18 protein-coding genes and 1 tRNA gene are annotated in these 22,632 nt (G+C 47.9%); 8 read left to right on the top strand and 11 right to left on the bottom strand.

Annotation, left to right across the window (positions count from 1 at the left end; translation table 11 throughout):
- Positions 1–154 precede the first annotated feature (154 nt).
- A complete protein-coding gene (locus tag B153_RS0112985; RefSeq protein ID WP_020597153.1) occupies positions 155–2,713 on the top strand; it encodes a circularly permuted type 2 ATP-grasp protein in 2,559 nt (852 codons plus the stop codon).
- Positions 2,703–3,566, top strand: a complete 864-nt coding sequence (locus B153_RS0112980) for a transglutaminase family protein (RefSeq protein WP_020597152.1) — start codon at positions 2,703–2,705, stop codon at positions 3,564–3,566. Before B153_RS0112985 ends, B153_RS0112980 begins: the two co-directional genes overlap by 11 nt.
- A 93-nt stretch (positions 3,567–3,659) precedes the next feature.
- Here B153_RS0112980 and B153_RS0112975 read toward each other — a convergent pair whose 3' ends face one another.
- Positions 3,660–4,181, bottom strand: a complete 522-nt coding sequence (locus tag B153_RS0112975; RefSeq protein WP_020597151.1) for a DUF5606 family protein — start codon at positions 4,179–4,181, stop codon at positions 3,660–3,662.
- Between the two features lie 99 nt (positions 4,182–4,280).
- Positions 4,281–4,940 carry a ribosome biogenesis GTP-binding protein YihA/YsxC gene (gene yihA / locus B153_RS35050; protein WP_020597150.1) on the bottom strand — a complete coding sequence of 220 codons (660 nt, stop codon included), beginning with the start codon at positions 4,938–4,940 and terminating at the stop codon, positions 4,281–4,283.
- A 274-nt stretch (positions 4,941–5,214) separates the two neighbouring features.
- On the opposite strand from yihA, the gene B153_RS0112965 reads away from it, so the two are divergent.
- A complete protein-coding gene (locus B153_RS0112965) occupies positions 5,215–5,700 on the top strand; it encodes a thioredoxin family protein (protein ID WP_020597149.1) in 486 nt (161 codons plus the stop codon).
- Between the two features lie 64 nt (positions 5,701–5,764).
- Here B153_RS0112965 and B153_RS0112960 read toward each other — a convergent pair whose 3' ends face one another.
- From B153_RS0112960 to tgt, 9 genes are all read right to left on the bottom strand, one after another.
- Entirely contained in the window at positions 5,765–6,976 is a 1,212-nt protein-coding gene (locus B153_RS0112960) for a glycosyltransferase family 4 protein (protein ID WP_020597148.1), read from the bottom strand.
- Complete coding sequence (locus B153_RS0112955; RefSeq protein WP_020597147.1) at positions 6,973–8,622, bottom strand: alginate lyase family protein; 1,650 nt, start codon at positions 8,620–8,622, stop codon at positions 6,973–6,975. Before B153_RS0112955 ends, B153_RS0112960 begins: the two co-directional genes overlap by 4 nt.
- Positions 8,622–9,719, bottom strand: a complete 1,098-nt coding sequence (gene wecB, locus B153_RS0112950; protein ID WP_020597146.1) for a non-hydrolyzing UDP-N-acetylglucosamine 2-epimerase — start codon at positions 9,717–9,719, stop codon at positions 8,622–8,624. The genes B153_RS0112955 and wecB overlap by 1 nt, the downstream gene beginning before the upstream one ends.
- Before the next feature lie 12 nt (positions 9,720–9,731).
- Complete coding sequence (locus tag B153_RS0112945; RefSeq protein WP_020597145.1) at positions 9,732–10,856, bottom strand: glycosyltransferase; 1,125 nt, start codon at positions 10,854–10,856, stop codon at positions 9,732–9,734.
- The gene (locus B153_RS0112940; protein WP_020597144.1) at positions 10,853–11,896 is read right to left on the bottom strand and encodes a glycosyltransferase family 4 protein; all 1,044 of its coding nucleotides are present in this window, start codon (positions 11,894–11,896) and stop codon (positions 10,853–10,855) included. Before B153_RS0112940 ends, B153_RS0112945 begins: the two co-directional genes overlap by 4 nt.
- 40 nt (positions 11,897–11,936) lie before the next feature.
- Complete coding sequence (locus B153_RS0112935) at positions 11,937–13,268, bottom strand: hypothetical protein (protein ID WP_020597143.1); 1,332 nt, start codon at positions 13,266–13,268, stop codon at positions 11,937–11,939.
- Entirely contained in the window at positions 13,265–14,302 is a 1,038-nt protein-coding gene (locus tag B153_RS0112930; RefSeq protein WP_020597142.1) for a CgeB family protein, read from the bottom strand. The genes B153_RS0112935 and B153_RS0112930 overlap by 4 nt, the downstream gene beginning before the upstream one ends.
- Before the next feature lie 17 nt (positions 14,303–14,319).
- Complete coding sequence (locus B153_RS0112925) at positions 14,320–15,408, bottom strand: GNVR domain-containing protein (RefSeq protein ID WP_020597141.1); 1,089 nt, start codon at positions 15,406–15,408, stop codon at positions 14,320–14,322.
- Between the two features lie 141 nt (positions 15,409–15,549).
- Positions 15,550–16,680 (bottom strand): tRNA guanosine(34) transglycosylase Tgt, encoded by a 1,131-nt coding sequence (gene tgt, locus B153_RS0112920; RefSeq protein ID WP_026262120.1) that lies wholly within the window; start codon positions 16,678–16,680, stop codon positions 15,550–15,552.
- Positions 16,681–16,835: 155 nt separating this feature from the next.
- Between tgt and B153_RS0112915 the strand changes: the two genes are divergently transcribed.
- The 5 genes from B153_RS0112915 to B153_RS0112895 all read left to right on the top strand — a co-directional run bounded on the left by B153_RS0112915 (position 16,836) and on the right by B153_RS0112895 (position 22,630).
- The gene (locus B153_RS0112915) at positions 16,836–18,089 is read left to right on the top strand and encodes a glycosyltransferase (RefSeq protein WP_020597139.1); all 1,254 of its coding nucleotides are present in this window, start codon (positions 16,836–16,838) and stop codon (positions 18,087–18,089) included.
- A 90-nt stretch (positions 18,090–18,179) separates the two neighbouring features.
- On the top strand, positions 18,180–18,809 hold the full coding sequence (gene rsmG, locus B153_RS0112910) for a 16S rRNA (guanine(527)-N(7))-methyltransferase RsmG (protein ID WP_020597138.1): 630 nt from the start codon (positions 18,180–18,182) through the stop codon (positions 18,807–18,809).
- A 101-nt stretch (positions 18,810–18,910) separates the two neighbouring features.
- Complete coding sequence (locus B153_RS0112905; protein WP_026262118.1) at positions 18,911–19,216, top strand: PH domain-containing protein; 306 nt, start codon at positions 18,911–18,913, stop codon at positions 19,214–19,216.
- Positions 19,217–19,335: 119 nt separating this feature from the next.
- Positions 19,336–19,409 (top strand) — tRNA-Asn (locus tag B153_RS0112900).
- Positions 19,410–19,843: 434 nt separating this feature from the next.
- Positions 19,844–22,630 (top strand): type I restriction endonuclease subunit R, encoded by a 2,787-nt coding sequence (locus tag B153_RS0112895; RefSeq protein ID WP_020597136.1) that lies wholly within the window; start codon positions 19,844–19,846, stop codon positions 22,628–22,630.
- The last annotated feature ends 2 nt before the right edge of the window (positions 22,631–22,632 follow it).

Below are 22,632 nucleotides of genomic sequence, written 5' to 3'. Positions count from 1 at the left end.
CTGTTTTCAGAGGTGCAGAAATTGCATTCTCACAAACAAAATTTTATTTAATCCAATAATAACCTTAAAAAAGTTGGCTAAATACAATATAGGGGTAATTTTATCGCCACAATTGCTTTTTTAGCAATATACTCCTGTAATCCGTATTTGCGTAATGGTTTCTGAATCTGTCAGTACTTTGCTCGACGTATACCGCACAAAGCTAAACACCTACGATGAGGTATTGGGCAGCCAGGGTACAACCAGGTTTCATTGGCAGAAACTCTTTACGTCACTGGAAAAAATTGGCCTTCAGGAGCTGACCAACCGGGCACAGGAGATTAAAAATAAGATTCGGGAAAATGGCGTTACGTACAACATTTACCAGCATCCCGACGGCCTCAATACCCCCTGGAAACTGGACCTGATTCCTTTCCTGATCGAACAACGGGAGTGGCAGACTATCTCGAAAGGGTTGCAGCAACGAGCGATCCTGCTGGATCTGATTCTGCGGGACATCTACGGCGAACGGAAGATGCTGAAAGATCGGGTACTTCCTGCCGAATTGATTTATACAAATACCGGATTTTTTCGCTCCTGCTACGATGTAAAACTACCCACCCAGAACCAACTGGTCATGTACGCAGCCGATATGGCACGCGGTCCTGACGGACGCATGTGGGTAGTCGATAATCGAACGCAGGCTCCATCGGGCTCAGGCTACGCCCTGGAAAACCGCGCCATTATCAGCAAAATCATGCCTGAACTGGCGCGGGATATGTACGTTGGTCGGCTTTCTCCCTTTTTTACCCAGGCACAGCAATCCATTTTTAAAGTATTTCGCGAAAAGTCAACGTATCTGAACGTCGTTTATTTAACCCCTGGGCCCAACAATGAGACATACTTTGAGCAGGCCTATCTGGCATCTTATCTGGGCTATACACTGGTTCAGGGCGACGATCTGGTGGTGAAGAACGGGTGTGTCTGGGTGAAAGCGATAGACGGCCTTCAGCGGGTCGACATTATTATCCGACGAATTGATGACGAATGGTGCGACCCACTCGAATTACGCATCGATTCTAAATTGGGCGTTCCCGGTTTGTTGCAGGTCATCCGCAACGGTAATGTGATGGTCATTAATCCACCCGGTACCAGTGCGGTCGAAAATTCGGCGTTCAATGCGTTTATGCCATCACTATGCCGTTATTTTCTGGGCGAAGAACTGATTCTGCCATCGGTAGCTACGTGGTGGTGCGGTCAGCCTAAGGAGCTTCAGAATACGCTCGATCATCTAGACAGCCTGATTATCAAAAAAGCCAACCGGAAGCAGGTTTTCCGATCGGTATACGGCAAAGAGCTTACAAAAGCGCAGCTTCAGCAGCTACGGGAACAGATTCTGCAAAATCCGACCGAGTATGTGGCCCAGGAAGAAGTTAGTTTTTCCACTACCCCTACCTTCGTTGATGGGCAGATTGAGCCTCGGTATGCGGCTATACGCGCCTTCCTGACTGCTACGCCCAATGGGTATCAGGTGATGGAAGGTGGACTAACCCGAAGTTCGGCCCTGAAAGACAAATTCACGTTTTCGAACCAGTACGGTAGTGTGTCCAAGGATACCTGGATTATTTCGGATGAGGCCGACGTGATCCGCGAACGGGTTAAAGTGCCCGGTACTGTTTATCATCAAACGCAGACTTCGCTGCCCAGCCGTAGTGCCGAAAATCTTTATTGGGCTGCCCGCTACAGTGAGCGGAGTATGAATGCCGCCACTTTTCTGATGTTTACGCTTAATGCCTTGAGCCTTCAACGTAATTTTGGCAGTCAGAATAAGACGCAGCACCTCGAAATATTGCTGAAAACGGTATCCAACCTCATTCAGATTCAGCCTTGCTTTTCGGATGAAACTAAAGAGGACTTTAAAAATCCGTTTCCGATCATTGCCGATAGTATTGCCAATAGCAACAAAGCCGGTACGGTAGCCGCATCGGTAAATTCGTTTTTAAGGGCTATGATGGCCGTCCGCGAACGCTGGAACAACGTAACCTGGCGAACGATCGATGTTATTGAACATATCAATCAGAAACTTCAGCAAATTCAGGCTAGCCACAACCCCAACGATATTCAGAATACCCTCAATAGTTTGCAGAGTCATCTGTTTACCTTTTATGGAATCGTAAACGAATCGATCCCTCGAAACCATGGCTATTACTTGTTCGAAACAGGAAAATTAATCGAGCGTATCCTATCAAAAATTACCATTCTGCAGTCCATTTTCAGCATCAGAACCGAACCGATCATCGAAAGTGAATTGATGGAAGTGGTACTGATGAATCATTTTGCGCTATCACACTATCGGTCGATCTATAAAACCAATTACGACAAGGAGTATGTGCTGGACATGATTTTGCTGGATCGGCAGATCCCCTCTTCGCTGGCCTATTTACTGGATTCGCTGGATTATAGCATCAGCCAGTTGCCGCAGGCATCCGAACGGCTGAGTAAATCCCGGAAAGCCATTCTGGAAGCGGTTACGCAAATCAAACTCATTGATGTCTCCGACATTACGGCTGTTGAACCCAGTACGCAGACGTACGAAAAACTTAGCAATATACTTTCGCAGGTGTACGGTTTGATTGCCGATGTTTCGAGCTATACGGCCAATCAATATTTCAACCACACCGCCACGCAGCATTCCATTACCGAAACCATCGTTGACATTGTAAATGAATTATAGAGTATTCCATAAAACCCAATATGATTACAGCGAGAACGTCAATAATTACCATGGACTGGCGTGTGTAATGCCAAAAACCATAGGGTATCAGACCTGCCTTGACTTTTCACTGGCCATTTACCCCACGCCCGACGAGATTGACGCCCGCACCGATTTTTATGGCAATACCACGCACTATTTCTCGATTTACAGACCCCATAACAAACTCGTTATTATTGCCAAAAGCACACTTCAAACCCAGGCCGTGAGCTCGCCGGATTCGTTGTTAACCAATGAAGCGGTACGGAAACGATTGCAAACGGATCGGGCGCTCCGCAATGAGTTACTGGATTATATACTTCCCAGTCCGTTTGTGCAGTGGGACGACGAAATCAGACTGTTTGGAGCCGATTGCTTTAATGACCAGAATCCGTTTTATGAAAGTGCCCGGCTTCTGTGTCATAAAATTTACAAGGCGTTCACTTACGTACCCGGCTTTACGACTATTTATACTCCGTTAAAAACCGTACTGCGTGAACGGAAAGGGGTCTGTCAGGACTTTTCACACCTCACCATTGCCTGTCTGCGCAGCTTAGGTTTTGCGGCCCGATACGTTAGCGGCTATCTGGAAACGCAACCCTTACCGGGTGCGGCCAAGCTACAGGGTTCCGATGCTACTCATGCCTGGGTATCTGTCTACGTTCCCGAAATTGGCTGGTGTGATTTCGACCCTACCAACGACCTGATTCCGCAGGAACGGCACATCACAACCGCCTGGGGGCGTGATTTCGGCGATGTTTCGCCCTTGAAAGGGATCATTTTCAGCACAGGCAGGCACACCTTTCAGGTGGAGGTCGATGTATTACCCATCTAAAAAGCCGCGAAACCAAAGGTCATCGCGGCTTTTCGGTTCTTACTGAAAATAAGAACGTTGGTAACAATAGCTGTGCTTACATAAAGCCCAAACCTATGCCTTTTGTTTTTTCGGCTTGGCCGTTTTTTCGGCAACAGGGGCTTCGGGAGCCTCTTCTACGCCTTCCGAAGCGTCAGATTTTTCGTCCGATGCTGCTTCAGCTTCAGCCGTTACCTCAAATAATTCGGGAGCATACTGGCTCAAAATACCATACCAGCTTATGAGTTTTTTGATGTCGGCCTGACGAACACGCTCACGATCGTAAGCTGGCACTACCGACGCCATGAACTCCGCCAGTTCGTCGGGCGAACCTTTCGGATCAACGGATAATGTATCGCCATATTTTTCGTGGATGGCCAGCAGAACTTCGCTCAATGGAATGGACTGTTCTTTGCTGCCGTCATCGACATAAATAGAAATATCGTTAAGGACCGACACCCGTGCGGTGGGCCCCATCATGGTTTTAGCCTTTTTGTCGTCGAGTGATTCAACAATAACGCCAGCCCGGCCGGGTTTCAGAATTCGGTAAAGGCCGCTGTAGCCAGCCACATTAGCAATCTGTTTTAATGCTTCCATAGAGAGACTTTGTAATTTGGTAACGCGTATTTTGGTGGGTGTATTGCCCGTTTCAATAATTGAATGATTGAGCTACTGACCGATGGAATGGCTCAAAGATTAGTTGCCTGTTTTTCGAAGTGGCCCGGCATTTCGCTTCTTTCGTTCACTCTTTTGTTCTTTTGCATAGTCTTCATTCAGGGGCCGAATAAACGAAAGAATGTCTTCCCGACCCGCTCCGGTCATGGCCGATGTCACAAAAAACGTGGGGGCTTCTTCCCAGCTTTCCAGCAACTTTGCCCGGTACGTTTCGAGGGTAGCCTGTAACTTCATCGGGCCCAGCTTCTCGGCTTTCGTAAACACAACAACAAACGGAAGGCCACGATCGCCCAGATTCTCCATAAAATCGAGATCTATTTTTTGCGGCTCAATTCGCGAATCGACCAGCACAAAAATGCAGAGCAGGTTAGGCCGGTTGGTCAGGTAGCCCGTAATGAGTGCCGCAAATTTTTCTCGTTCTGTTTTACTGACCTGCGCATACCCATATCCCGGCAAATCGACCAGATACCATTCATTATCAATTATGAAATGGTTGATTAGTTGTGTTTTACCCGGCTTGCCCGAAATTTTGGCCAGCCCCGAACGGCCCGTAAGCATGTTGATCAGCGATGATTTGCCAACATTGGAACGGCCAATGAAGGCATACTCAGGCCGATCGGGGCTGGGGCATTTAGCGGGGTCGGAGTTACTGACAAAAAACTCAGCTTGCTTAACAGGCATACGATGAAGTCATTGATCGTCAAGGCTCGTCATTCGTTGTCATTCATCGAGGGCCGCTTTGGCTTATCAATGATAATGAATGACCCTAAATGACAGACATGGGTTGAAACGGCTGCAAAGTTCGGAAAGATTACCGAGAATGGCACACCATTTGTAAATTGAGAAGTAGACTATTAATTTGCTTCAGAAACAGGCGATCAGAAACGAAAATCGCCTGCCGACGCGTTATAGACTCAGAAAAACCATTAAAGACCACCGGATTGCCGGTTCAATCATGAAAAAAGTTTTTTGGCTACTTGCGCTTTTACTGGTAGGATTTTCTTCTTTACCAACTCAGGCTGGCTCCCATCCGACCCGTACTAACCGAGCTGGCAACCCCAATATTGCTCCTAAAAATGACGCAGAAGGTATTCAGTTTACAGAAACCTCCTGGAAAGAAGTCCTGAAAAAGGCCAAGGCCGAAAAAAAGGTGATCTTCCTCGATGCCTACGCTAGCTGGTGTGGCCCCTGTAAGATGTTGCAGAAGAATGTGTTTACGAAGAAAGCGGTGGGTGATTTCTACAACAGCAAATTTATCAACGTAAAAATGGATATGGAAAAAGGCGAAGGCCCTGCGTTGTCGCAGGTATATCCGCTCGAAGCCTACCCTACGTTGCTGTTTATTGACGGCAATGGTAAAGTGTTGAAAAAAGTATTAGGCTATCAATCGCCCGAAGACCTGATTGCCATTGGCAAGAGTGTTAAGTCAGCCTCTATGTAAACCTCGGCAGACTGATTCAGCGTTTCAGAAAACAAGAGGTCGGCTTGATAAAGCCGACCTCTTGTCATACGTGAGCCGTACTGTTTGTCAGGACCTGCCGAATCTGACGCGCCATGGCGGCATTGATGGTCCGACGTTTAAATTGCCGAACAAACCGATCTCTTGCTAACCTGACATAAGGCGTTTGGCGCAATTGCTCAACTAACCTGTTTACATCACCCGACGGAAACACAAGCGTATTGGGCAGGTATTTTTCTATAAATGATGCCGCATAGCCAGACACGCCGGCAAGTATAGGCTTATCAGTAGCTCCGTATTCAAACAATTTAGACGGAATTACCCGTTTAAAAGCCTCCAAATTATTCAGGTGCACAAACAGGTAATCGGCCATTTGATAGGCATTGACCAGGTTGGCCCGGCTGATTGGCGGATGCCATTCGATGTTCGATCGGGTACTCCGACGAATGGCTTTTTCCAGCTTCGATCGAGCGCTCCCATCGCCAATAATCACAAAACGATACCCGTCTCCCAATTGCTGAGCCGCTTGCGGAATAATGGTATCGAGCCCCTGCCCTTCGCCAATGTTGCCCGCGTAAAGGATGGTTTTAACGGCACTATCCGTTCGTTTTTCGGAATGCGGCATATTGATAAACAGGTCGTCTATACCCTGGGTATAATAGCTGTAGGTAGCCTGGTCAAATGGCCTGAAGTAATCGGCAAACCCTTCTGAAACCAGATTAATATGCTGGGCGTATCCGAATGTGTACCGCTCAACGACTTGTAGCACCCCATCGATCATCCAGGCGGCAGGGGCAGTACACCAACGACGCTTTAGTATCTCCAGGATGGCTTCCCGAAAGAGGTCGCGAATATCCAGGAACAAAGCAATGTGCTTGCGCCGACTGATTCGTGCCCCTAAAAATGCCGTAAATAAACGCGACGATGAGGCTATTACTAAATCGTATGGCCGCTCTTTCGTTAGCTGCCAGACCTGTCGGTAGTAGCTATAAAACGCAGCCAGTTGACCCACATAGCGGCCTTTGTGTTCCAGAACTTTAACCCGCTGCACCGTGATCGCAGCTCCTCCGTGGTACCATTGTTCATGACTGGTAGCGGGGGAATGGTATAAGCTATACCGATTGGGATGCGTTGTAACGACATGGATGGAATCGCTGGGAGCTAACTGGCTGGCCAGTTCATTGACTACCGAGGTATTGCGGGTAGCTCCTGGGCCCAGATCCGGTTCAAAATAAAACGTCAGATAAAGTATATTCATCCACTGAGTAGGAAAGAGGTCTCCAGCCTATCCGTAAAGACGACTTCAAGGCACTGTCCTGGAATAAGACGATTGAAACCCTCGGCTCTGGAAAACGTTGAGACGTGATACGTTGGTTTGGTATCGGATTTTACGTTTATTTTTATTGAATCAGCCTGAATGGTATCTCCTATCAACTGTAACGCAATACCTGGATGAAAATGGAAACGTGCCGTCCCACGCTGTCCGGCCACAGTTTGGGTATGCGTGTTCAGCAATGTGTCGGTAATCAGGATCCGGTCGGGTGCTATAAGCCAGGTTCGCTGATGAAGTACATCGACTCTCCTGTATCCATCATGCCAGGCAGTTAACTCTGTTTCCGAATCGACTTGCAGGCTCACCGTCGCCCGGCGCCCAACCCGAAAACTTGCCCATACTTCGGAGGAGTTTCGATCCTTGATCGTTACCGTATTATGGGCTTCGGTACTTCGCTCCCAGAGTCGTTGCTTACTAACCTCATAAGTCGATGTACCCGCATCTACAAGAATGGGCTGATCATCGACGTATAAGACAAACGAAAAGGTGTCGGCATGAGCATGACCCGATCGATACGCCTTACCAATACCGCCTACGTTTGCCAAAAGCTCATATCGGTTCTGCCGGAACATACGAAAGCCACTTTCCTGTAATCTATTTTCTTGCCAAACAGAACCCGATAGAACCGTTCTGGCCTTGTTAAGCAATTGTGGTGTTGACGGAGCCATTTCTACGGCACTGTCATTCATCATAGGTACATCGCCATTACGGAACGTAACCGCACTTAACCAGGCCAGCATACGGGATGCGGTTACGCTCAGGAACAGAATAAAATCAGCGTTATCGTACCAGGCATCTGCCCGTAAAACCGTCAACGTATCGAGCAATCGATTGAGCAGTAGCTGGTGATAAACCGGGCTACGCTCATCATGCCCTCCATCCGGCAAAACCTGTCCGGATAGTTCTTTTCGGAGTAGCCGTTCTGCCTTTCCGAGCCAGTGCATATACCTAAAAAACAGCCCGGCGGTAAGTAAGGCAGTCCCATTCTCAATCACATGATTACCCCCTAAATGGTACTCTATCCGGCGATTAAGCAAGGTCGCCTGAGCAAACAAATGTCGGTTAACAACATCATCCTGAATCTGGTGGCGACTCAAAAAGTAAATCCAGTTTACGATCCGTATCGATGTTGGATAAGCCTCTAACCCATCTTTTAACCAGGGAGTCTGGGCTATAAAATCCCGTATCAGTCTCAGGCCACCACTCTGGCTTATATGCGGCTGATTCAGAAAATCGAAGTAGTTGAGATGGTACGTCCAAAGTTTACCTGACTGGCTGAAATTCCAATTGATCCAGGGTAGAAACGAAACGGATTGATTCAAAAATGTAAATGTCCCTGACTGCCACGATACAGGTTTATCGGCATCCGGAACCTGTAAAAAATGGCCTTGCCGGAGCCGACTGGAAAACGTTAACCGTGCCCGGCCACGTAGTCGATGCCATACCAGATGCATAATCTGCCAGCCCGACAAGTGCCGCACCGTCCGCCAGATCAGCCCAATACGATTGAAAGAATGAATAGCGATAGTGTTATCCGGGCTCTGCCGGACAAACTGTTTTTTTGACGTCATTAGCCGTGAGCTGCCAGTATTATTTTGGCGATGCGGTTTGCACTTCTTCCATCCCATAAGACCGGAGAGCTTTTATAGGCCTTTTTCGAATCTGACGACTCGCGTATAAACTGCCCGATCGATTGTTTACTCAGATCGTCGATGAGTTGATTGGTGCCCAGGGTTAGGGTAATCGGGCGTTCGGTCGACGGGCGTACGGTTAAACAGGGAATTTGCAGATACGTGGTTTCTTCCTGAACACCACCCGAGTCGGTAATGACAGCAGCCGCGTTTTCCATCAGATTCAGAAAGTCAAGGTAACTCAGGGGCCCTAGTAAGCGAACATTCGGCATAGCCATAAGCTGGCCTTCCAGACCAAACTTCAACAGGTTAGCTTGAGTACGTGGATGTACAGGAAAGATTACGGTTTTGAGTACAGATACCGTTTCGATCAATTCCAGCACGTTCCGCAGACTGGTTTCGGTATCGACATTAAAGGGGCGATGGAGGGTACAGACTACGTAGCTTTTGCCCGATAGCCCCAGGTGCTCAATCGTGTTCAATTCGGCAGCCTGCGAACGGTACTGAATCAGCGCATCGATCAGAACATTACCTACCCAATGCACTTTATGGGCCGCTATGCCCTCGCGCTGGAGATTCTGAACACCCGCCGGCTCCGTTACGAATAAAAGTTCGGATAGGGCATCGGTAAGTATCCGGTTACGCTCCTCCGGCATTTGCCGATCCCCCGACCGTAACCCGGCTTCGACATGCACAACGCGGATGCCCTGCTGAGCGGCTGCCAGCGCACAGGCCAGCGTGCTGGTCACATCACCGATCACCAATACCCAATCGGGTCTTTCTTTGGCCAGTACCCGCTCAAATTTGACCAGTATATCGGCTGTCTGTTGCGTAGCATTTCCAGCCTTTATACACAGGTTATAATCAGGTTGTGGCAGAGCAAGCTGCTGAAAAAATACATCACTCATCGACAGGCTGTTATGCTGGCCTGTATGCACAATCTTCGAACACATCTCTGGTTCACTGGAGAACGCCCGATACAAGGGGGCAAGCTTGATAAAATTGGGCCTGGTACCCACAACATTCATGATTTTCATACCGGATGGCCGCTAACTGGAAGCGAGTAACTGATCGTAAATCTGTGTCCATTCGCTTATGGAATCGCCAATCGAAAACGTCTGTTGGGCAAGATGAACCGCGCGTTCGCGGCAAGCCTGGTATTCTTTTGAAGGCATCAACAGATACTGCTCAATGGCTTGTCGTAACGTATCAGGGGCATTATCGACCCAGGCTCCTACGCGTTCCATTTCGAGCAATTGCCAGGGCGTATGAATAGAGGCAACGACTGGTGTTCCCTGCGCCAGTGATTCCATCACAACGTTGCCAAAGCTCTCCGAATGCGACGGCAAGACCGTGAGCAAAGCATTGGCATACAAGTGTTGCTTCTGCGGCTCCCCAACGAACCCGATGAAGGATACTTTGGCCGAAAGCCCCAATGTTTTTACTAAGCGCTTCAGGGTATGCGCATAAACTCTGTGCGTGTTCGGCCCGGCAATCAATAGCTGAAAATTACCTTCCAGAAATACGTTGGAGGTACTGATTGCTTTCAGCAAGCGATCGATGGCTTTAACGGGATGTAATCGACCAATAAAAAGCAGATACGACCGCTCGATGGAGTCAGGGGTTAGTAACACCGGCATTTCCAGGCGATTTCGAATGGTATGGACAACAGTCCCGGCGCCAAAATGCTGTTGGATACACTCTGCTTCGGGAGCACTGGCCGCATGAAAACAAAGCCGTGGCTTCGTAAGCTTAATGAGTTGTACTATCAGCCATTTGCGAAGGGGCTTGATGGCTAAAACGGCCGGATTGAGCTCACCATGCGGAGTCCATATAATTGGTTTACCCGTAATGCGACTCATGAGCACCCAGGCTACAGAGGCAGGATAAAAAAAACTGTTGATATGAACGATGTCGGCATTTCGAATCGCCTGCCAACCGTACCAGATATGGTTTATGGGTAGGTAAGCGTGAGGGTTTTGGGTATAGATCACCCGTCCGCAATCCCGCGTAATCCAGGTATTGACGGGCACCGATATCAACGCCTGGGAAGTAGCCACTACGGTTACGTCATGCCCAGCCTGTTTTAATGCTTTTGCCAGCCAGTAAATCGAATTGCTGGGGCCACCCATTTGCGAGGGGTAAAAGTAATCGGCCGACAGAACGATCTTCATGCGACTACTTCAGCCAGGGGGGTATTACGGAATGCTTTCTGGTAAATAGCGGCATAGTGTTCAGTGGCTTTATCGATCGAATACCGTCGTACAGTATCGAGACCTGCCTCAATAAGCCTGTTCCGGTAGTACTCATCGTCCATCAACCGCAAAACCCCCTGGCGAATGGCGATTGTATCGGTTGGGTCAACAAAATGAGCTGCCCCAGGGGCAATGCTCAACAGGGGTTCAAGGGCCGATGCAAGCACTACCCGCCCTATGGCGTTGGCCTCCAGTATGGGCATCCCAAACCCTTCGTAAGTTGATAAAAATGTAACCATATCGCAGTTGATATAGCAGTCGATAAGGGCCTCCCGACTCAAATTGACGTAATGCCGATAGTCGATCTGGTGCGTCTGCAGATAGGCTATGATGTCGTCTGTCAGCGTTCCTACGATCACTAGTGTGCAGGGGATACCATAGAGCGCGTTTATCAGCCTAAGCAGGTTTTTGTTTGAAGCCGTACCTACCTGTAGTAAAACTGGGCGTTCGGCTTTGAAACGAGCTGGGGTATAAACCATACTGGGGTCATACCCATTAGGCACGACTATCGCCTTTTCACCAATCCGGCCCAGGTAGCGAATCAATTCCTGACGAGTCTTCTCCGAGACAACGGTTACGTATCGTGCCCGACGTACGGGTAAATAATACCAGAGCAACCAGAACGCAACGTATCGGAAGGGACGATGCCGAAACTTTTTGAGAGGACCGCAGTCGTGAATCGTAAGCACGGTACGCGATGCAGGCAAAGCCAGAGCCGCATAGTGTACATCGCCGGTAATGTGAAAAATATCAGCGTGTAATCGTCGTACAAAGCGCAGATTCTGCCACACCTGCCGCAGGTTATGGCTGATGTTCGGCATCTGAACATCCTGCGTCTGCACATCGTGCAACAGGCTCATCGACTGCCTGATATGCCCGAATACTGTTTCGATACTATACCCGGTTCCTGGGCTGCGGAATAAATAGGTAATCTGCATTGGGCAATTGGTAATTTTCATGAGTACTGAAGGATGATGACCTCCTTCGTTTTCGTTACGGTTACAGATTCACTCCGATTGGCTTCAGCAGCCAATACAGGATGGTTATAAATACAGCGCTGTTCAACAGGCTTCCCCAGGTCGAAAACACATCCGTTTCCATGGTCATGCACCCAATAAACAGCATAGGCAGCCACAGCAACACAGATGGTATCTGCCTGGCTACTTGAAAAACAGCACGAAAACAGGTACGCAAAATCGTGCCATAAAACCAGGAAAAAAGCAGGCCTCCATAACCGAAATTGACATAGCCTTCGCCTATGGGCGAAAGGTTCATACTGGTGTTCTCGTGTTGGGGTAGGGTCGTAAATCGTTTGATGTTGGCGAATCCACCTGCCAGTGGTTTATCGGCCCATAGGAAGCGAGGAACAAAGGGATAGATAAATGACAAGAGTACCTCTCCATGAGCATACGCTTCATAAACAGGCACTTTTCCGATAGCACTACCAATCAGAATTCCCTGATTGAACCGAACCGTGGCCCGAAACAACTGAGCGATATTCAGGAGCTTAGCAGGGTGGGCCAGCCGGTCTGTCACTAAGTCAACCATCAGGCCGGCATCAGCAGCGCGTTCGGTACGCCAGTACCCCCAGGTCTTGTATCGGTATTCCCCTTTTATGGATTGGATCAAAAGCAGGGCGGCCAAACCCAGTCCCACAGCAAACAGTTTGACAGAAGCTGTCAGGGGCCGGACCCGATCAACACAACCCATCAGTAACCAGAAGAAAAGCCAAAAGAACAACTCGCCAAACATCCCGGTTTGCACCATGTTGACCAGCCACAGCATAACAACCAGACCAATCAGCGGCCACCGAAACGGGCTATTGGCATACCGGGCATATAGGACACTGGTAAGCAGACAATTCATGGGCAAGGCTCCCATAAACGTTGGCGCATCGGGCCAAAATCGCTTGGTTATAAATCCAGCCAGCCCAACACAGAACAGAACCGGGGCAGCCGCTTGTCGATCCTGAAGATAACTGGACACCCATTCCAGACTTATCTGATGAGTGGGCTCGGCTCGATGAAGTTTCGAGCCATTGAGCCCTATATAAAACAGACAGCAAGCGGGTAGCGCATAGCCCAAATAGGTCGTTGATTCGACAGGCATAGAGGCCGGAAACACCCAGTAGGTAATGACCGGAATAAATAGAATCTCAAATGCCGCAATGGCTCCTATCCCTTCGACAATAGCAATGCGCTGGCCAATCTCATTGAAGAAGCGCTGAAAGGTATAGACCGAAAAACCCGCAGCCATCGCTTCATAAAGCGAACCATCGATAGGCCAGAGCGACCCCAGAACAGCTACGGACGGAAGCAGAAGACGATTCATCGGTCAGCAGGTTTTGGTTGGGGCAGGTCGATTGACGGAACCAACCCGACGGTTTGCAAAAGCTGCGAAACCCGATGGTCGAACGTATGGTGTTCCTGAAAATGGCGGTACTGTTTGGCCGCCAGTTCGTGTCGTCGGGCTGGCCGGGCCAGGTAATACCGAATCTTGTCGATGGCGTCATTCATCGTTTGGTAGGTAACCAGGTCGGCCGGGACCCCCGTATAGGCGTCTACGGTCGGTTTGTAGTCACAAAGCTGGAAACCTCCAATCCCGTTGATCTCGAAATATTTTTGATTGACCGACGTCACTTCGGCATAATGGAAATTATTAAAAACGATCCTGGCCCCGTAGAGCAGGCGATTTTTTGATTGCCCAACCAGTCGTTGGCGCTGAAAAACCCTACGAATATCTGGACGCATGTAAGGACCTTTCGTCCCATATACGACCACTTTAACCCCAGCCCGAATCAGTTGCTCGATCATCCGAACCCGATAGGCATACAAATTGCCAAATACCAATACATCGATATCGGTGAGCCATTCAGCAACGGCCTTTTCGACGGGCGGCTTCTGGTGATAGCGTGGGTTAAAACCTTCTGGTAAATAATGCGCGTTCAGGCCAGCTTTATGCCGCAGCACATCGACGATGTAGGGCTCTTTCGAGAAGTAATAATCAAAATCGGCCGCTATGATCTGTTGCCTTTCCAGATTCGATAAGGCATCTGGATTGATCTGAACAATGGGTGTATTGGGCAATTGGGCCTTCACCTCCTCTACCAGTATCGGATTCATGTACCGATAGACTACCAGTACCAGATCGGGCCGGTGACTTACAATTTTAGCCGCTAGCTGTTTACCAACGAATCGGTCGTATAAACCAACAAAACGAGACAGCCAATAGGCACCTCGCCCGCCCATAGGAGCCAGCCCAACGACATCAATGAGAAAAGCATCGTGGCCCAACACCCGAAACGAATCGCACAGGTGCTGTTCCAAGGAATCGGCAAGGTGGCTCCCTACAATCACTATGTTCATATGGCTCCCTCCATCAGCTATACATCGGTTATCATCGTTCGTACACGCGCTTTTAAACCAGGCTGTTCGGCCAGCACCGACAATACACTCACGATCAGGCCCAGCAGGATAAAAGCGAGTAATACAACGGTTCGTTTGGGAGAGGCTCGCTGATGTGGTACTCTGGGTGGTTCAAGTACTTTGAAAACGGGCGTTTGCTCCTGTACTTTAAGCTTTGCCTGTTCGTACTGACGCGATAACTCGGTAAATACCGTCTCGGTCGTGGTCACGTCAGCATCTAACCGATACCGCTCCATTGCTACGGTCTGGAGTATTACATTCCGGTGATTGTCGTTGTACTGAAATACTTTGAACTGGGCATCCTGGTAACGCTGACGGGCTTCGGCCAATTGACGGCTATAAAAAGCAAAATCGGCTCTGGCCTTTTCTGTACGATAGTCGGTTACGTAAAGCGTCAGATACGTCATGGCCTTCTGCGCTACCTGCGCAGCTACTTCGGCATCGGGCATTTGCGACACAATCGTAATAATCCCCGAACGTGTATCCAGCCGGGCACTCACTCGCTCACCGATTTCCTCAACCAGTTCCTGCTGCCGATCCGATAAGCGTATAGGGCCTTTAAGCCGGTTCGAAACCGATGGCCCGGCGACTTCTTTCCTGGATGAAAACCAGTGTCTGAATGACCAGCCCGTCGAATCAGGCAGCAAAAACCGCCCAACTGTTGTCGCAAGCCCATCATTCGGATAAACCGTCTGGCTGATCAGGTACAAAGCAAAAGGGGTACTCTGTAAGACATTAGGATAGAGATCAGGCCGAACAGCATCCATGCCCTCCGTATCAGAAAGATCCAAATCGGCAAACGCGGCTACCGACGATAGTCGCTTAAATAAACTCCCGGCACTCGTATTCATTTCGGGCATAATCCGTGCCTCTGCCCTAAATTCCTGAGGTAGTAAAAAGGCGGTTACCAGCCCAAGGAGAGCAAAGAGAAACGTAAGCAGCAGGACACGGTTTCGGGCCAGCCATACCAGTCGTACCACCCGATCGGCGGGCAAAAACCACCAATTGGGCTGTGTGGGGGGCTCAAACTTCGTCGATGTGACCATACCGAAATCGTCCAGGAGTTAGCATCCTTCCAGAAGGCCCGAAGTGGCCTTAATCATACAGTATGACGACAAAACATAAAAAAAGTCTCCTAAGCTGTACGCTTAGGAGACTTTTTTTAGCTAACCAATTGACTATCTGGCTTATAATCGACGCATAAACTTGTTCACCACCTCATTTTTCCAGCCCACAAAATCACCCGCTTCGATATGCGCCCGTGCCTGCCGAACAAGCCACAAATAAAAAGTCAGATTATGCAGGCTGGCAATCTGCCCACTTAGCAGTTCTTCGGCTTTGAACAAATGCCGCAGATACGCTTTCGTATAAAATGTACTGGCATATCCCCCCAGGGCCGAATCGATCGGACTAAAGTCGCGGCTCCATTTTTCGTTTTTGATATTAATTATGCCCTCTGTCGTAAACAGAATACCATGACGAGCATTGCGGGTTGGCATGACACAATCGAACATATCGATACCCAGGGCGATCGCTTCCAGGATATTGGCGGGTGTTCCCACCCCCATCAGATAGCGGGGTTTATCGACAGGCAATATGCTATTGACCAGCTCAATGGTTTTATACATTTCTTCGGCAGGTTCACCTACCGCCAATCCTCCAATCGCATTGCCGTCCCGTTCTTTACTGGCTACATAATCAGCCGACTGTCGGCGTAAATCGGCATAGGTGCTCCCCTGTACAATTGGAAACAACGTTTGACGATACCCATACAGCCCATCGCTGCCGTCGAAGCGGGCAATGCATCGATCAAGCCATCGGTGCGTCATGTCCATCGACTGCCGGGCATAGCCATAGTCACAGGGATAGGGCGTACACTCGTCGAACGCCATGATGATATCCGCCCCAATGATCCGCTGAATATCCATAACGCCTTCGGGCGTGAAGGTATGCTTTGAGCCATCGATATGCGATTTAAACGTAACCCCTTCTTCTTTGATCTTACGCGTTCCCGACAAGGAGTAGACCTGGTAGCCACCTGAATCGGTCAGAATGGGCCGCTGCCAGCCATTGAACGCGTGCAATCCACCCGCCTGAAGGAGAATATCCAATCCCGGCCGAAGGTACAGGTGATAGGTATTGCCCAGAATAATTTCGGCATTGATGTCGGTTTCCAGTTCGCGCTGATGAACGGCTTTCACCGTGCCAGCCGTTCCGACTGGCATAAAAATTGGTGTTTGAATAAGACCATGATCCGTTGTCAGGCTGCCTGTTCGGGCCTTCGACTGCGGATCATGAGCAGTAATAGAAAATGTCATGGTACAAAGATAGGTGGCAAGGGGCATGGGGCAAAGGGATTTGGGCAGGGGCGGAGGGTTAGGGCATAACTCGGTTATAGTTGTCACACAATTCCGACTACTCTGAGTCAACCCTGCTCCATGCCCTAACCACTCTGCCCTTTGCTCTCTGCCCTTTGCCACCTATCTTTGCGGCTTCATTAAAAATCAACGCATTAACGAATAAACATTTACTCCTGGTGATTACGGTCCTACTGATAGCCTGGCTGATTATGGTCGGCATTCAGCTTATTTACATCTTCTTTGTTTACTCCAGAACAGCGCTCTATCGACAATCTGAACCAGGTGATGTTAACAGGCAACAGCCACTTTCGAGCGGCTCAACGGTTGGGGTTACGGTGGTGGTATGCGCCCGCAATGAACTCGACAACCTACAGGAACTTCTCCCCCTCTTAAATGAGCAGGATTATCCACATTTCGACGTGCTGGTTATGGACGACCGTTCAACGGATGGCACACTCCTTTTTCTGGAAAATGACATTGCCCACCTCGACCGGGTACGGTTTATCCGAATCGATAAAGAGCATGAGCATGTAACCCCGAAAAAATATGCCATTACCATAGCGCTCAAAAAAGCAACTTACCCGATTGCTCTTTTTACCGATGCCGATTGCCGCCCCGCTTCAACCAACTGGCTGGCAGGAATGGTAGCGCCCCTGGCAACCGATCAGAAGGAGCTTACGCTGGGCTTTTCACCTTATTATCAGCAGCCGGGGTTGCTAAACCTGCTTATCCGCTCCGAAACCTTGTTTACCGCCGTTCAGTATGTTTCGTTAGCCCTGGCGGGTTCGCCTTATATGGGAGTTGGCCGGAACCTGGCCTACCGAATCAGCCTGTTTTTTGCGAACCGGGGGTTTTATTCGCACATGAACGTAATGGGTGGCGACGACGATCTTTTTGTGAATGAAGTAGCCACGGGTAAAAATACGGCGGTCTGCCTGCACCCCGATACCTTCACCTGGTCGGCCCCTAAAGAAACCTGGAGCGAATGGCGGCAACAGAAGCGTCGGCACCTCAACGCGGGTAAGTATTACAAGCCAGGGCATAAACTACGGCTGGCGCTGCTCCTCGGTTCACACGTTCTCTCGTGGGTACTGGCAATGGCTGCTGGCCTTGTTGTTCTTATACACGAATGGCAGCATCGTTCGTTTACCAGCCACGAATGGTTATTTTTGCTGACGGCAACGGGCGCTTTTCTGCTTCGGCTTATAGCGTTCTGGGGTATCGTTGGGCGAATCAGTTATCGTTTGGCGCATACCGTACATTGGGCTATCATGCCTGTAATGGATGTGATGTTAGCGATCTATTACGGATTATCGGGGCTAACAACCCTGTTTATACGGCGCAAAAAACGACTTTACTGGAAATAAACTGATTTATATAACAACGTCGACTGGTACGTCTGGACACCACCCATCTACCACCAGGGCAATATATACATCAGGCTATCGCATTTACGGATGAACATTGACCTGCTTTTAAACTATTTTCCGGGCCTGACCGCTGAACAAAAGGAGCAATTTGCGGCCCTGGATGGACTCTACCGGGACTGGAACGCGAAAATCAACGTAATTTCGCGACAGGATATTGATGCGCTTTACGAAAAGCATGTGCTTCATTCGTTGGGCATTGCCAAAATTGTGGACTTTAAACCGGGTACTGAAATTCTGGATGTGGGTACGGGGGGCGGGTTTCCGGGTATTCCATTGGCGATTCTGTATCCGCTGGTCGATTTTCACCTGGTCGATAGCATTGGCAAGAAAATAAAGGTGGTGCAGGAGGTGGCCGATGCATTAGGGCTAAAAAATATAAAAGCCGAGCAGGCGCGTGTTGAGCAACTGAATACCACCTACGACTTTGTGGTGAGCCGGGCTGTTACGCGACTAAAGCCCTTTTTGGGCTGGGTACGTTATAAAATCCATAAAGCGGGCAACAACGACCGGCCCAATGGTGTTTTGTACCTCAAAGGGGGCGACCTGACCGAAGAGTTAGCCGAGATTCCGGACCGATACCGGGTTTACGACTTATCCGACTATTTTAAGGAGCCTTTTTTCGAAACCAAAAAAGTGATTTATATACCTAAAAAGTAGTGAGTAGCCAGGAGCGAGAAGTGAGAATGCTGGCGCAGGAATAGGACTGCTAAATGGATTCTCGCCCTTCTCTTCTACCTACGCACGACTGCCTCCCACATATGCCAAACGAAAAATTCCGCAGCAGCAGCTTTAAAGATCCGCTTACCCCCGACGAGGTAGCATTCAACGACAAAGGCGTCACATTTCGGTCTCGCAAGCTAATTGGCGGTACTGATAACTTCGTCTTCTTTTCGGACATATCCGGTGTTGAAATCGATAACGGGCTCTTTTTTTCCACGATCCGGGTTATTCCCCGCGCTCGCCCGGAGATTGTTATCCGAAACTTCTCCAAAGCGGATGCCCGACGCATCAAGGAGTTGATATTGGAGAACGTACCCAACCATCGGCCCGACGCTTTCCGATAAAGTGCGATGGCGGGGCAATTGATTCCCATGGAGTTACCTGAAATGGTCGCAAAAAAAAGTCTTTTTTCATGGCAAATGCTTGCGTAGTATGTAAAAAGCCCTTAGTTTTGCACCACAATTCCCGAATAGCTCAGTCGGTTAGAGCATCTGACTGTTAATCAGAGGGTCGCTGGTTCGAGCCCAGCTTCGGGAGCCCTGTAAATCAAGCACTTATCATAAATGGTAAGTGCTTTTTTATGTTCATTGCAATACAACTTGCAATACATTCTTATTGGTTAATATGGTGCAATTGCCTTACAGACGGCGGATCGTTGGTTGAACTTCATCAACTCCTAACTTAAAAAAGCACTTACCAATAACGATAAGTGCTTTTTTATTTTGTTTTAACTAGTTGGTAAAATGAAATTTTGGCATACTAAAACGGGCTTTAGATTCTCGCTTCTCATTTTCGTGCGTTGTACCCCTTCTGAGGGCCGGAGAAAATAGGTAATTATTTGAAGCATTGAATCATTTGTTGGCCTTAAAATTCAGTGTACCTTGACAAAAATAAACTTGAACAACATTTGCTCTAGAGTATACAAAGGGAAGTAAATCTTTTTCTAGGTGATCAATAGTCTGAATATAGAAATGGAACCCGAAAAACTTACGCGAAGGCAAATCGATCTGAATTTGAAAAAAGCAGGATGGAATGTTGTTGACCGTACTCAGGTAATTGAAGAGTTTTATATTTCTAGTAATGCAAGTGCTGTTGATGAGCTATTAATAAAGTACAGTTCCGAATTCAGTGATTATGTTTTGCTCGGTAAAGACAGTAAGCCTTTGGCCGTTGTGGAGGCAAAGAGATCTACTAAAGATGCTCGTGTAGGTGAAGAGCAAGCCAAGCAATATGCTTATAACATCCAGAAGCAATTCAACAGCGAGCTTCCGTTTTGTATGTATACTAATGGAAATGACATCTGGCTCTGGGATTTAGGAAATTATTCACCCCGAAAGATCCATGCCTTTCCAACCCGCTCCGATCTTGAACGTATGGCATTTATTCGCAAAAACAGAAAACCGCTTGCGAATGAATTGATTAATGTTGGTATTGCAGGTAGAACATATCAAATACAAGCTATCCGTGCAGTGTTTGAAGCCATAGAACAAAAGAAAAGAAAATTCCTCCTTACCATGGCAACAGGAACTGGCAAAACCAGAACTTGTATTGCGATGATCGATGGGCTGATGCGAGCAGGATGGATTTCAAGGGTATTATTTCTGGTAGATAGAATTGCATTACGGGACCAAGCTGTGGAAGCGTTCAAAGAATATGTACCGCAATATTCTGTATGGCCACAAACGGGTGAAGCGAAATTAACCACAGACAGACGTGTTTACGTGTCTACATACCCAACAATACTGAATATCATCGAGGGTGAAAAGGAAAGTTTGTCACCACACTTTTTTGATCTGATTATTATTGATGAAAGCCATCGCTCGATCTACAATGTGTACCAAAATATACTAAGCTACTTTGACTCGGCTGTGCTTGGCCTAACCGCAACACCTACTGAGACTGTTGACCACAATACCTTTCAGCTTTTCGACTGTGAGGATGGCCTTCCCACTTTTGCATATACATTCGAAGATGCGGTAAACAACAAACCACCATATCTCTCTAACTTCGAGGTGATGAAGCTAACCACTAAATTTCAGCAGGAGGGTATACATATTCATACTATCAGCGAAGAAGATCAACACAAGCTGATGGTTGAAAATAAAGACCCGGCTGAAATTAACTTTGAAGGAACTGATATTGAAAAGACAGTCACTAACAAAGGAACGAATGCGCTGATTGTTCGTGAATTTTGGGAGGAATGTATTAAAGATCCCAATGGAGTATTGCCAGGAAAGACTATTTTTTTCTGTATGACCATGACCCATGCAAGAAGGATTAAAGAAATTTTCGATCAGTTCTATCCGCAGGGTGCAGGTGAAATTGCTAAAGTGATTGTATCGGATGATCCTCGCGTGTATGGCAAAGGTGGATTGCTGGATCAGTTCAAAAATAACGACCTCCCACGAGTCGCGATCAGTGTGGACATGCTCGATACAGGCATCGACATTCCGCAGTTGGTGAACCTTGTATTTGCCAAACCTATCTTTTCCTACACCAAATTCTGGCAGATGATTGGAAGAGGTACACGCGTACTAGATAAAAAAGACCGAAGAAGCTGGTGCCATGAAAAGGATAAGTTCCTCATCATAGATTGCTGGGACAATTTTGAATACTTTAAACTTAAGCCGAAAGGAAAAGAGAACAAATCTCAGCTTGCACTACCTGTGCGACTTTTCAAAATGCGGCTGGAAAAACTAAAGCTCGCGCGTGAAAGAAATTCCGATATTGCGCAGTCAGAGAAGTTTGAATTAGAAAAACTTATTAATGCACTTCCCCAAAACAATGTGCTGGTACTAGATAATGCCACGCACTTGCAAATAGTAGCAGATCCCGCTTTCTGGGAACATCTCAATGACGATAAGATTCAATTTCTGGATCAAACCATTGCTCCCTTGCTAAGAGCGCTTTCATCGCTAGATTTTAAAGCTATGCGTTTTGAGAAGGACATAGTGGAATTTTCTATTGCTCAGTTGAAAACCGATGAACAGGCAATAGAAAACCTTCGTGAACTTATCGTTACCCAAATAGCAGAATTACCCTTGAACATAGGTGTAGTAGCAAAGGAAAAAGAGCTTGTTCAACGTGCTTTAAAAAACAGTTTCTGGACTAACACTTCTGAAGAGGATCTCAAACAAGCGATTGAAAAAATAGCCCCCCTTATGCGCTACCGTCAGCGCTTTGATTGGGGTGATGAACAGGCGAGCCTCAATCTGCAGGATGTTACCTACAAAAAAGAAATGATTGAGTTTGGCCCTGAAAATGAATTAGTGAGCGTAAGCCGCTACAAAGAAATGGTGGAAAATATGGTTCAACAGTTAGCAAAAACCCATTTGGTATTGCAGAAAATAAAATCTGGTGAGGCCATTACAGAGCATGAGATAGATGCGTTGGCACAATTGATGAATAAACGTGATCCATTCGTGACTGAAAAACTACTGCAACGTGTGTATGGAAACCAGCATGCAAAATTCCTACAGTTCATCCGCCACATTCTGCAGGTAGAGCCTATTCATACTTTTGAAGAAACCGTCACTACAGCATTCAATGTATTCATTCAGCAGCACAACAATCTAACCAACAACCAGATCGAATTCGTGAAATTGCTGCAGAAGTATTTGATTGATAAAGGAACAGCGCAGAAGAAAGACTTGATAAATCCGCCTTTTACTCAGTTACATCCACAGGGGATTCTAGGCATGTTTTCGCCAAGGGAAATAGAAGAAATTATTGGCGTTATTCATCGAATAGCAGCATAATT

Origin of the sequence: Spirosoma panaciterrae DSM 21099, assembly GCF_000374025.1 — a bacterium.
Classification (GTDB): Bacteria; Bacteroidota; Bacteroidia; order Cytophagales; family Spirosomataceae; genus Spirosoma; species Spirosoma panaciterrae.
The sequence above is the reverse complement of the archived record's forward strand: the minus strand, read 5'-3'. Positions and strand labels throughout refer to the sequence as shown.